Source organism: Paenibacillus terrigena DSM 21567 (genome assembly GCF_000374845.1).
Classification (GTDB): domain Bacteria; phylum Bacillota; class Bacilli; order Paenibacillales; family Paenibacillaceae; genus Paenibacillus_K; species Paenibacillus_K terrigena.
Genome location: NZ_KB895437.1, coordinates 1 through 12,476, shown reverse-complemented (window position 1 = coordinate 12,476; position 12,476 = coordinate 1). Strand labels below are relative to the sequence as shown.

General features: G+C 41.3%; 13 protein-coding genes. 10 read left to right on the top strand and 3 right to left on the bottom strand.

What is annotated here, in order from left to right; genetic code table 11:
* Window positions 1–10 precede the first annotated feature (10 nt).
* From C558_RS0129485 to C558_RS34515, 6 genes are all read left to right on the top strand, one after another.
* On the top strand, window positions 11–718 hold the full coding sequence (locus tag C558_RS0129485; RefSeq protein ID WP_018759893.1) for an ABC transporter ATP-binding protein: 708 nt from the start codon (window positions 11–13) through the stop codon (window positions 716–718).
* Between the two features lie 2 nt (window positions 719–720).
* Window positions 721–2,703, top strand: a complete 1,983-nt coding sequence (locus tag C558_RS0129480) for an ABC transporter permease (protein ID WP_018759892.1) — start codon at window positions 721–723, stop codon at window positions 2,701–2,703.
* A gap of 87 nt (window positions 2,704–2,790) precedes the next feature.
* A complete protein-coding gene (locus C558_RS0129475; RefSeq protein WP_018759891.1) occupies window positions 2,791–3,486 on the top strand; it encodes a response regulator transcription factor in 696 nt (231 codons plus the stop codon).
* Between the two features lie 4 nt (window positions 3,487–3,490).
* Entirely contained in the window at window positions 3,491–4,726 is a 1,236-nt protein-coding gene (locus C558_RS0129470; protein ID WP_026264204.1) for a HAMP domain-containing sensor histidine kinase, read from the top strand.
* Between the two features lie 231 nt (window positions 4,727–4,957).
* The gene (locus C558_RS0129465; protein ID WP_018759889.1) at window positions 4,958–5,401 is read left to right on the top strand and encodes a cell wall hydrolase; all 444 of its coding nucleotides are present in this window, start codon (window positions 4,958–4,960) and stop codon (window positions 5,399–5,401) included.
* Window positions 5,402–5,528: 127 nt separating this feature from the next.
* Window positions 5,529–5,720 (top strand): hypothetical protein, encoded by a 192-nt coding sequence (locus C558_RS34515; protein WP_211220818.1) that lies wholly within the window; start codon window positions 5,529–5,531, stop codon window positions 5,718–5,720.
* A 133-nt stretch (window positions 5,721–5,853) separates the two neighbouring features.
* On the opposite strand, the gene C558_RS0129455 is transcribed toward C558_RS34515, so the two are convergent.
* A complete protein-coding gene (locus C558_RS0129455) occupies window positions 5,854–6,459 on the bottom strand; it encodes a TetR/AcrR family transcriptional regulator (protein WP_018759887.1) in 606 nt (201 codons plus the stop codon).
* 163 nt (window positions 6,460–6,622) lie between these two features.
* Here C558_RS0129455 and C558_RS0129450 point away from each other — a divergent pair, with 163 nt between their 5' ends.
* Together C558_RS0129450 and C558_RS0129440 are read left to right on the top strand one after the other, a co-directional pair.
* Window positions 6,623–8,071, top strand: a complete 1,449-nt coding sequence (locus C558_RS0129450) for an MDR family MFS transporter (protein ID WP_018759886.1) — start codon at window positions 6,623–6,625, stop codon at window positions 8,069–8,071.
* A gap of 405 nt (window positions 8,072–8,476) precedes the next feature.
* A complete protein-coding gene (locus tag C558_RS0129440) occupies window positions 8,477–10,540 on the top strand; it encodes a serine hydrolase domain-containing protein (protein WP_018759884.1) in 2,064 nt (687 codons plus the stop codon).
* Between the two features lie 142 nt (window positions 10,541–10,682).
* On the opposite strand, the gene C558_RS0129435 is transcribed toward C558_RS0129440, so the two are convergent.
* Window positions 10,683–11,360 carry a hypothetical protein gene (locus tag C558_RS0129435; RefSeq protein ID WP_018759883.1) on the bottom strand — a complete coding sequence of 226 codons (678 nt, stop codon included), beginning with the start codon at window positions 11,358–11,360 and terminating at the stop codon, window positions 10,683–10,685.
* Between the two features lie 252 nt (window positions 11,361–11,612).
* On the opposite strand from C558_RS0129435, the gene C558_RS35270 reads away from it, so the two are divergent.
* Together C558_RS35270 and C558_RS0129430 are read left to right on the top strand one after the other, a co-directional pair.
* Window positions 11,613–11,741, top strand: a complete 129-nt coding sequence (locus C558_RS35270; RefSeq protein WP_483823578.1) for a competence protein CoiA family protein — start codon at window positions 11,613–11,615, stop codon at window positions 11,739–11,741.
* Between the two features lie 64 nt (window positions 11,742–11,805).
* Window positions 11,806–12,252, top strand: coding sequence for a GNAT family N-acetyltransferase (locus C558_RS0129430; protein ID WP_018759882.1), 447 nt, complete (start codon window positions 11,806–11,808; stop codon window positions 12,250–12,252).
* A gap of 71 nt (window positions 12,253–12,323) precedes the next feature.
* On the opposite strand, the gene C558_RS33520 is transcribed toward C558_RS0129430, so the two are convergent.
* Window positions 12,324–12,476: IS3 family transposase (locus tag C558_RS33520; protein ID WP_018755727.1), on the bottom strand; the 153-nt coding region annotated here is incomplete at its 5' end.

Genomic DNA, 12,476 nt, shown 5'->3' with positions numbered 1-12,476 from the left:
GGAGAGCAACATGGAAATTGTACGTATGGAACATGTAGTAAAAAGTTATGGCGAAGGCAATAGCAGGGTAGAGGCGCTAAAAGGGATTAATCTTTCGATACAGCAAGGGGAGTTTGTCTCCATCGTAGGGGTATCTGGCTCTGGAAAAAGTACGCTGCTGCACATTTTAGGAGGGTTGGATCGGCCAAGTTCAGGACAAGTATGTATTGGGGACAACAATATTTATGATTATACAGACGATGAACTCTCGATATTTAGAAGAAGAAAAGTTGGGTTTATCTTTCAATTTTTTAATTTGATTCCGGTATTGAATGTTCAGGAAAATATCGCTTTGCCTACATTATTGGATGATGAACCGATAGATATGACCTATCTGGATGAAATTATTGATATTTTGGGGCTTAAAGAACGGAGAAATCACTTGCCTTCCGAATTATCTGGTGGACAACAACAGCGTGTCTCCATTGGCAGAGCGCTAATCAATCGGCCGCATTTGATTTTAGCTGATGAGCCTACAGGTAATTTGGATACACGAAATACGAAGGAAGTTATGGACTTATTAAGATTAACGGCCCGAAAATACAATCAAACCATTGTATTGATTACGCACGATCTAACGATTGCATCAGCTTCTGACCGGATCATCACGATAGAAGACGGTAATATCATTTCAGATCAACGGCTAGTTGCGAATAAGCATAAGGCTGGAGGAGAATAAAGTTGATCAGCAGTTATAAGCAATTAAGCAGTAAGTATTTAAAGGGGAATATCAAGCGTACCATTTTAACCTTTGTTGGAATCGTACTCTCTGTAGCGTTAATTTCAACGATCGGCCTCTTTATGAAAGGATCACAACTCGCTCAAATTGAAAATATCAAGAAGTTAAATGGGGCTTCTTTTCATGTTGGAATTTCAAACTATGATGAAACGATATTAAATAAAATCAGATATAATCCCCAAATTGCATCGTTTGGATTGATGTCTCAGGGCGACATCGTTCCAGTTGGGGACATTTCTGTGAAAATGAATTTCGCTGATCATCCCGCCATGGCATTTTTAACTTACAGCCTCGTGGATGGCCATTTACCAGCCAATGAGGATGAAGCTGTTGTGGATTCATGGGCGCTTCCTTATATCAAAGACGATCTTCAGATCGGCGACTCATTTGAGTTGGATGGAAAGACATATAAACTGGTTGGTATATTAAATAATCGCGAGTTTACACAGAAAAATAAAGTGGGTCGATTATTAACCTATAAAAGTGAATTTGCGATTGGTGAGGGCAGGATATTAGTCGAAATAAATGAAAAAGCGAACTTTAACGTGGTGATAGAAGAACTGAAGTCACTAACGGAAGATAAGAACATTGATATCAATAAACAATTGATCAACGTTGTGAAACCGGGTTCGAATCAATCGATTTTGGCCATGGTCATCATCGTCGTCAGTATTGTGATAATCGCAACAGCAGTTGTCATTTATAACGCTTTTCAAATCAGCGTCGTAGAGCGAATGAAACAATTCGGCTTGTTGAGAAGTATCGGCGCTACGCGAAAGCAAATTAGACAAATCGTCATGAGAGAAGCGGCAGTGCTGGCTGTCACCGCCATACCGATCGGGATTGTGTGCAGCATATTGGCTCTTGCGGGCCTCCAATTCATATTTTTACTGATATTAGAAAATGGCGCACGTGTTTCGTTTTTCCATATCGATTGGACGATTATATTGATCAGCGCGATCATTACTTTGACGGCTGTATTCGCTTCAAGTTATTATCCGGCTTTTTGTGCAGGAAGAATATCCCCCTTGCTAGCAATCAGCAGCAGGCTTTCCATTAAAAAGGAAGCGACCAAACAACAAAAGAATACTGTGCTGAAAAAGCCGTTATCTTTTCCTTTGCGTCTGGCTTTGAAAAATGTAAAAAGAAATAAAAATCGTTATACAATAACCATCTTATCCATTATTATAAGCAGTGTGTTGTTTATTACGTTCTCGTCTATCATGGATATTGCATTTGCATCAAAATATGTGAATGATTCATCCACGCAATCGGATTTAACGATCAATCTGCAACAAGACCATGATGATGCTTCAGTCAATAACCAACAAATGCTGAAGCTATTGAAGTCACTTGAAAATGTATCAGACGTTCAGGAACAGTACGCTAGCTTTCGCATTCATTTAAAAGATGCGGATCTAGCTAATGCGACCGTTGCGGCCATACAGCAGACCGTTGGAACCCAACACGATATTACAATCGTCAATCATCTGGATGAGAATAAAAACAAGAAAGAGTCAGAGCTCGTAATTAAAGTTCTTGTATATGGTTTTATTACGGTTATTTCATTGATTGGTAGTCTCAATATCTTTAATACGATTACGATCAGCATCATCACTAGACGAAAAGAACTGGCTGCGTTAAAATCAATAGGCATGTCACAACGAGCTTTGAAGAAAATGATTATCTACGAAGCGCTGATTTACGGCTTATCGGGAAGTTTGCAAGGGATCTTTTTCGGATGTATACTTTCATATATTATTTATTTAGCTGCTTCGGGTATAAGCACAATCGAATGGTCGATCCCTTACGGGGCTTGTGTTATAACGTTTGTTGCCGCTTTGTTCCTTAGTTATATATCTGTTCTAATCCCGCTAAGAAAAATTAAAAAAGATAATATTATTGATGTCATCAGGGAACAATAATAATGAGGGCCCGGCTATTTTATAGTCGGGCTGTTCTAGTTGGACGGTCAACGACTGAAATGGTACGAGGAGAAGGAGAGGACATCCTTGAATAAAATATTGCTTGTTGAAGATGATGAGGCACTAGGTTTAGCCATCGAATTTTCTTTGAAAAATGAAGGTTATGAGGTTATTCGAGCAACGAGTGTAAAAGAAGCGAAATACCAGTTTGATCACAATACTTTTGATTTATCTATCCTAGATATCGGCCTTCCAGATGGAAACGGCTATGATTTATGTCTTCATTTCAAAAATCAAAACAATACATCGGTTATTTTCTTAACTGCGCTTGATGAAGAAGCAAATGTCGTCATGGGATTGGATATTGGAGGGGACGATTATATCACGAAGCCCTTTAGAGTCAAGGAACTCATGTCCAGAGTAAAAGTACAATTGCGAAAACAAGCTCGCTTAGAAACCTCCTCAAAGATCTTAACATCTGGGAATATAAAGCTCGATTTGAACTTAATCAAGTGTTACAAAAATCAAGAAAGCGTGCCACTAACGAATTTAGAATATAAGCTGCTATTAACGTTCATGACGAACGCCCACAAAGCATTAGAAAGAGATGAGCTCCTGCAGAAAATAACAGATGGTGATGAAATGTTCTTTGATGAAAACACGTTATCTGTATACGTTAGGCGTTTACGAGATAAAGTGGAAGATAACCATAAAAATCCACAGTTTATCGTCACTTTAAGAGGATTGGGTTATCGTTGGAGTAAGGATGTGAGCAGTGAGTAAGATGATGAAAAACACCGAGTTGAAAAGCAATATGATCATCCTGGCCGTTTTGTTATTTCTATATATAACATATCAATTTATTACACAACAGCAGTTTTATAATCAATTAAAGGCCGATTCGATTACAACTTGGGGCGAAATAACGGCTAGATTGGTTGAGCAGAATCAAGGCAATGAAGCGGAAATTATGAAAGTGCTAACAAGTCATGCTGCAGATGCGAGTATGTATCAGGAAAAAGGAAGAGAGATCTTTAGGCAATATGGAATTTATGAAGATTTGCAATCAGAGCTTTTTCCGGTTTTAAACAACCATATCGCTGGCCATAATCAATCTATTTTGTGGGGACTATTGATTCTCGGTTTGATGTTGTTTGGGACAAGCTATTGGCAATACAAGATGATATTCCGTAACATTAGGCAACTTACTTCCGCCGCCAAAAGAATAATTGAGGGGGATTACTCGGTTGTCATTAATGAAAATAAAGAAGGGGATCTCGCCAAATTAGCGATTTCTTTTCGATCTATGAAAGATATGATTCGAAAAAGCATGCAGGATCTGTTGGAAGAGAAAAAGTTTTTAGGACAAATGCTGCAGGACATATCCCATCAATTAAAAACGCCACTATCAACGATATCCATCTACAACGAAATGATGTTGAATGAAAACTTACCCCGTCAGCAGCAAGTTCAACTATTAGAAAATAATGATGTTCAAATATCCAGAATGAATGTATTGATTCAAAATTTGTTGAAGGTAGCGAAAATCGATGCCAGAGCCATATCATTCGATAAAGAACGAGCGAATTTGGTGGAGACCATTGAGGAAGTGGTAGACCGTTTGGCAAGCATGATCCGTGAGCATCATATCATGATTGACTGGGATGCCCCGAAGGAAGTCGTCGTTGCTCACGATAAAATGTGGATGCAAGAAGCAGTGCTGAACCTGCTGAAGAATGCGATTGAGCATTCCAAATCCGGCGGCAAAATCATCATTCAAGTCAAGGATACACCGATTTATACGGAACTGGTGATTCAAGATTTTGGAGAAGGGATGGAAGCCCAGGAACTGCTGCATATCTTTGATCGATTCTACAAAGCAAGCGGTTCTAAAAAACATGATTCGGCAGGAATTGGCTTGGCGCTTACCAAAGCCATTATCGAAGCACATCAAGCCATGATTAAGGTTGAGAGTGAGAAAAATGCCTATACAAAATTTACGGTTACCTTCATAAAATTTTAAAGGGAGGAAGCCGCACTTCGTCCGCTGAACTAACGGTGTAATGGGTGAACGGTTATCGGTAACAGCCAAGAATATGACCCGATTATCGCTCTTTAGTTAGTTGTAATCATTAAGCTAACGGGCAGAAGAGTGTGGTGGAACGGCTATTTATTATCGCTCTCTATTTTGCCAGAGTAACACATCCGCTTCACCTGCAATATGATGAGTCTAGAAATCTAAAGAGGTGAGCCAATGGCAGTCGTAAAAGCCAGGAAACGGGATATTGATATGTTGGCAAGGTTGCTTCGAGCTGAAGCTGAGACCGAAGGCGAGACGGGCATGCTCCTTGTTGGAAATGTTGGCATTAACCGAGTAAGAGCGAATTGCTCCGATTTTAAAGGAATCCGGACGATTCCCGAAATGATCAATCAGGCGCATGCGTTCGAAGCATTGCAACATAGTTTGTACTATCAAAACGCAAGAGAGAGGGAACGCCGTCTGGCGCAACGGGCTGTGAATGGGGAGCGGGCTTGGCCAGCCAAATTCTCCTTATGGTATTTCCGTCCAGGATCGTTCGAAAATCCCGGACCATGTCCGCCGACTTGGTATAATCAACCGTTCGCAGGACGATGGAAGAAACACTGTTTTTATGAACCGACCGCGGAAGAATGTGAAAGTGTATATGGTACGTTTTAATTTTATAAACGAAAAGAGCTCAGGATCTTTTAACCTGACTTGTGACAGCCATGTGTCGGTTGACAAGAACTTTATCTCATTAAGTGCCTCGTAAATCGTGTTCTTTGGGTTTAGTGCAATAAAGTTGTTGTCACGCTCATTATTCGGAAACTATACCGACGTGACAGGCCGTCCAATGTCGGATGACGCAGCGCCTGAAGAGATCCGGGCTGCCGTCGAGACAGCATATCTTACGTTTAAAGCTACTGTATTCCAAGCACTAATAATTGCCCACTGGCTTCAGCAGGTGGGCTTTTTGTTGTTTACAAATAAAAAATAACCATCCGGTAATATAAGGGCGACGGAAGCACCGTATCCTGCCCGCACTGGCAACCGGTTCCTCCGGCAGATATTTGAGTTCAGAGTATACATGAAAAAACCCGCCCGGCGTAAGCCTTACGAGTTTGAATTAGTTAATAAGGGAAATGTACATGCGCCGATCCGAGTCTTGAGATTTGGGAGAATAAAATAGCCATATCAATTGGTGATAGATCAAATTCCCGCTTAATCCAGAATTGAATGGTCCCCACATAGGCTGAGGACAGATAAGCAAACAAATACTGTTGTTTTGTAGGAATATCCGCTGAATTATTCTGCCGATATTCTGCTCGGTAGGCGTTCATAAACTGTTGATTTATTAATTCGGTCATCTGGCGTGAAAGATCAGTGTCACCTCCAGAGCCCAAGAATACTTTGAAAAAGCGTTTTTGCTCAAATACAAATTCGAATGGACGCACGTAACCTGCTGGTGGATCTTTAAAGGGCTCACGATTTCCTAGGGTGTGGCCAAGTTTTTTTATGATCCGATGAAACTGTTCCAATATCTCATTTTTGAATTGTTCATAAAAATCTTGAATGCCTTGATAGTGTAAATAGAAGGTGCCTCTATTAAGTCCAGCTGTATCAGTCAGTTCTTTTACAGTAATGCTCTCCAATGGTTTTTCTGATGCCAAATCAAGCAAAACTTCTCTTAATAGAGCGCGGGTTCTCAGAATGCGCCGGTCAATTTTTTCAATCATTACAATTCTCCCTAAAAAAAATGTAACTTTACTGATCTTTTTGTGCTCAGCTGTTGATTAATGAACAGAAATATGAATTATGATCATCGATTTTTGAGTGTTCTCATTATAATCAATAAGTAAAAGTTAATCAACACAATGTTCAGTAAAAAGGAGAGTCGTAATGATTAAACACCTTGAAGCCCTAGAATCGTCTAGACAACTTAATGAGGTTCCTACACGAAGAACATTCATACTTGCGCTGATGGCTATTATCCCTGGCATGATGATGGTGATGATCGACAGCACTGCAATGAATGTAGCCATTCCCAGTTTGACCAGAGATTTTGGAGTTTCTTTTGACGCGTTACAGTGGGTGATTACTGGTTATATGCTAGCTATGTCAGTTACTATTCCACTTGCAGGTTGGTTCTCGGACAGACTCGGAGCAGCGAAAGCTTATATTATAACAGTTATTTTATTTGTGATTGGATCGCTTCTATGTGCATTGGCTCAAAACGCCATGCAGTTAACTATTTTTAGGATTATCCAGGGGCTTGGAGGGGGGGTGGTTCAACCAATTGGTATGGCTATGGTGTTTCGCCTAGCACCGGAGAATAAGAAAGGTCAGGTTATGGGCATGCTTGGCATTCCTATGTTGCTAGCGCCGGCTTCGGGACCCGTCTTGTCTGGTTGGCTGTTAGAATCTAGTGGTTGGCATTGGATTTTTCTCATTAATCTTCCCTTGGGAATGATTACTGTTTATTTAGGAATACGATATTTAGTTGATGCAAAATCTCTAAAAATTTCGTCTTCCTCGGATAATAAGCACCACTTGGATATAATTGGGTTATTTTTAGCTCCTATGGCTTTTGTTTTACTCGCTCTAAGCATAAATATTGATGCTGTTTCCTGGCTTGTTTGGCTAATGGGAGCAGCCGGTATCATGTTACTGATTTGGTTATGGCTGCATGAAATAAAACATCCACATCCAATCTTAGCGCTTCAGGCATTCCGAGCAATCAGCTTTAGAAGAGGCATGTTTGTGAGTTGGATACAATACATCGCGCTGAATGGATCACTCGTATTGATCCCACAGTATATCCAAAATTTCAGAGGGTATAGCCCATTTCAAGCCGGTCTGGTTATGAGCATGCTGGCAATTACTTCCGGATTACTTATGCCGGTCGGAGGGAAGCTTTTTGATAGGGTTGGTATACGCCCTCTTGCAAGCTCGGGTCTTGGAACGATTGCCTTGGGTTTAATGTTCCTCTCGCAAATTGGCCCGAACACAGGAGGAGTACTGATTGGAGGAATAGTAGGGTTGCTAGGAATTGGAATGGGACTTTGTATGATGTCTCTAAATACCTATATTCTTCAATCGGCTCCCGCGGAGCTGATCAGCCGAGTTACACCCTTAACTTCAGCGAGTTCCAATTTAATTATACCTCTAGCGATTGCTGGCTTAAGCAACTTCCTGGCGATTCGAGCTACCGCGAGAACAATACAAGTAGGCGGTAATACATCTACGGCTGAGATGGCGGGTTATTCTGATACCTTCATACTTACAGCTTGCATTGCTTTATTCGGAGCATTGTTCAGTCTACTGCTCAAGCCTAAACGCCAGGAATAGATTTGATTTCGGAACCGCCTTGTCAAAACACAATAGACTAATAGATTTCGGAATGACGTGATCGATGTGACGGCTACTGCAGAGCAAAGTATAAGGACAGCTACCGCGCAGGGGCACGAAAGCAGTATTTTTTGTATGAAGCAGCTGCCGAAGAACGGAACGGTTGTATTTGCGGGCGCGCCGAACGTGGAATTTGGAAATTACTTTGTAGTAAAAGCCATTCAAGGTGGCTATTAACAAGAACCAGTAGAGCGCACGAAAGGTGTTCTACTGGTTTTTTCACACCGATTGCCCCGGACTTTAATCCAAACTAAAACTAGACTATAGTAAATTTCGCCCGGAGCATAAAAAAACTAAACTAGGATTTGTTGAACATATATCTAGTTAGAGAGAGGAAGTCATGTCGTGAAAAATAAACTCGCATGGGTGCTAGCCGTTACATTGGCACTCCCTATGATTCTACCAACAGGATCGATGGCGGCTCCAAGCAATAAGAATTCAGTAGTAGCAAGTCAACCAGGACTTACGAAGATTGCGATAGAGAAAGCTGATCTCCTGACGAAGTCCCATGAGGCCTACAGCGTGCAATATGCTCTGATTGATAATGGGAACATTATTTTGTCGGGTCAGACCGGTAAAAATGACATGCAAGGAAAAGAGCCGTTGACCAAAGATACTGTATACGGCATTGGATCGGTCAGCAAAATGTATACGACGGCTGCAGTGATGAAGCTTGTGGATGAAGGTAAGATCGATTTAGATTCGCCTATCACCCAATATATCCCTGACTTTAAAATGAAGGATGAACGGTACATACGAATTACAACGCGGATGCTATTGAATCATTCCTCCGGCCTGCAAGGCTCTACTTACAGCAATGATCTTTTATTCGAGGATAATAATACCAATGCCCCTGATACATTGTTGCAGCGATTATCAGGCCAGAGATTAAAGGCGGACCCAGGTGCATTCTCAGTCTATTGCAACGACGGCTTTTCGCTGGCTGAGATTCTGGTGGAAAGAGTTAGTGGCATGAGCTTTACCGCCTTTCTACATCACCATTTTACAAAGTCGTTGCAGTTAAATCATACGAAGACGTCGCAAGACTCAGGGGAAGGCCTCAAGCGGGCAGGGCTTTATTTTCCAACATTTAAAGGACAGCTTCCGAATGAGTCGCAGAATATGATTGGTACGGGGGGAATCTCTTCTACGGCAGAAGACATGGTGCGATTCTCCCAAATATTTATGGGAGAGACCGAAGGAATTCTCTCAGCCAAGGCAGTCAAAGCGATGGAGCAAGAGGAATATAAAAAAGGAATGTGGCCTAGGGATGGGGATAGTAGAGTTAATTATGGCCTCGGCTGGGATAGTGTGAAGTTATATCCTTTCAACGAATATGGGATCAAGGGCTTGGCTAAAACCGGCGACACATTGTTGCAGCATGCTGCGCTAGTCGTGCTTCCTGATCAGAAGATGGCAGCGGCAGTGTTGTCCTCCGGCGGCGCCAGCTCTACAAATCGATTGCTAGCTAATGAATTGCTTCTAGCGGCACTGAAAGAAAAGGGCGTCATCAAGTTCGTCAAGGCGGGCAAATCATTTGGCAAACCTATTAAGGCGAAGATGCCGCAAGAGGTGATAAAGCAAGCAGGATATTACGGCGATAGTAGCAGCCAATTCAAACTTAACATTTCGAAGGCTGGGGAATTGTTCTTGGCTTCCAGACCAGAGGAAATATATGTGTACACTGCAGATGGAAGTTTTGTCAACAAAGATGGCACCTCCAAGCTCAGCTTTGTAACCGAGAAGAATGGACGCACTTATTTGAAGAGGAGTTCATATCGCACGGAACCAGGATTAGGGCAAGATGCGGTGACTGAGTATGCAGCTGAGAAGCTAGAAGATAACAAGCTATCCAAGGAAATCGCCACTGCTTGGAAGAAGCGGGAAGGCGCCAAGTTCTATCTTGTGAACGAAAAATTCAACTCTATGTTGTATTTCCAATTCCCTATAAATCAGATTGCTCGTGAGGAAGATTTCCCTGGCTATTGGGAGGGTAAAAAAATAACAGGTCCGAACACAGCGGCGCATCAGATCCAGATCCCCGTGTTGGCAGGCCGCGATACAAGTGAAGCCCGCTTCTATATAGAGGGTGGCCATAAATACATGGAAGAATCCGAAATGCTATTCGTGAACGAGTCAAATGTAAAACAGCTCCCTGCAGGCCAATCGTCCAAAGTTACGCTGCAAGCGAATGGGAATGCGAAATGGTTTACGATCCCACAAACGGCGTCAGGGAAAACAATGACCGTGACGCTACCCGCGAATAGTACATTCGTAGTGTATGATGAAAACGGAGAGTGCATCAATTTTAGCTTTGTGAGCGGCAACAACAAAGTACAGCTGCCGAAGAACGGTACGATAGTATTTGCTGGCGAGCCGAGCGCGGAATTTGGAATCACGTTGAAGTAAATGCAATTCAAGGTGGGTATTAACAAGGTAAATTGAGACATCTGTCGTTCATTGTGATCGAAAATGGAATTCAAATTAAAAATGATAGGTTATCCTGCAAAACGTCAGATGCTGTGCAGGGTATCCTATCATTTTGATTTTCTTACTTATAATACGAGGAAATGAGCGGTACCATATAGCCAGCATTTGTGCTGACTTGAAGGTTAACAGCGATCGTCTTCACACCGCCGATATCGACCTCAATTTCTTTCAATCCATCTTCCGGCGTAATCGTGTCTACCGATTTAAGCAGCACATTCTGATCTAAATCGGAGATATTGACAGATGTCAAATTCCCGTCAATTGCGGCAATCTTAAACACGAGTTTCTGGTACTTCTTATTCGGTGTAAAAAAGAGAGAAGGACCACCACCGCCGTCGAGATGTTCAAAGAGAACTTCTTTGTAATCTGTACCCTTATAATTCGTTTGTTTTGGATCCTTGGAATACGTTGTTTTGTTGAAATCCTCAGATTTCAGCGGCGTGCCATTTACCTTTTCGCCGACAATGATTTCGTTATTTTTCGTGTCTGTCGTGACAGCAACATTTAGTGCGTTGCCAATACCTTTAATAGGTACATATGTATTGCCGTTGTAAGTAATGGGTTGAAGCGCTAGTCCTTTGTCATCATTGAACTGTGCTACTTTACCATTGACGCGAACTTTCACATCTCCATTAAGATACGCTTCAATCTTCTTCATTTTGGTTCCAGCATATACGCCAGTACTGATACCCACAAGCAATGAAGCACCAATAATGCTGGCTACGAGAGCCTTTTTCACTACGAATCCACTCCTTTTTCTACTACTGAGTTAGAAAACTCAATTAACATCATATCCATACAGATTCTATAGGATAATGGAAAAAGTTACAATAGATCCTTCTCCGTATTTTACAAATATTGCAATAACTTCAGGCATGTCTATTATCAATGATAAGACGCGTTATTCATTCGTTGATATCCTTGAACTCACAAGGCAAGACATTGTGGGGCCGTTCTATTGCTGGAAGTGCGTCGGTACAATCAGTTGTGAATCCTATGTTGTGAACTGTCTAGAACCCATAAATTGTTTTGCCCAAATTGTGGCAATGCTGTGCAGTATAATAAGGGAAAAGTGAAGACTTCATATTTCTCTCATGGAATAGTTTACGATAGTCGGTGACTTCCACTGTGAAACATGCTACACTCCGTACAGCAATTTATACATTTATTGGGGCGGTGAGTAGATGTACTATCGTAAAGCAAATATGAATGATATTAGTCAATTGATTCATTTAAGAAAGAAACAACTAGTAGATGAAGGAAGCGAGCCAAATCAAGATATTGATAGCGAACTTAAAAATTTTTTTCACAACAAAATGAGTGATGGTTCGTTAATTGAGTGGATCGTTGAAGACAATGAAGAAACTATTGCTACGGGTGCAATTATCTTCTATGATTTCCCGCCTTCATTCACAAGTATAAGTGGTAAAAGAGGCTATATAACGAATATGTATACGGAAGAAAATTATCGCGGACAAGGGATCGCTACGACTTTGTTAACTAAATTAGTTGATGAAGCTAGAAACGTAGGTGTATCAAAAATTTGGCTCGGGGCTTCAACATTAGGTAGACCGGTATATAAAAAGTTTGGTTTTCAAGAAGCAGATTATTGGATGGAATTAAATTTTTAGGCAATTACATATACTCTAATGCCGCGAAAATGGTCTTACCCCCGTCAAGTAGACAGTGAAAAAAAGTCAGATTATGCAACGGCCGTTTCCCGGTACTCAACCGGGGGACGGTTATTTAGTTTTTTCTGAAATCTGTTGTGGTTGTAAAACTCTATGTATTCTTCAATCGCTGTGTAAAGCGAGTCAGCTGTTTTGGGGCGAGTAAGATAGATCTTTTCTGTCTT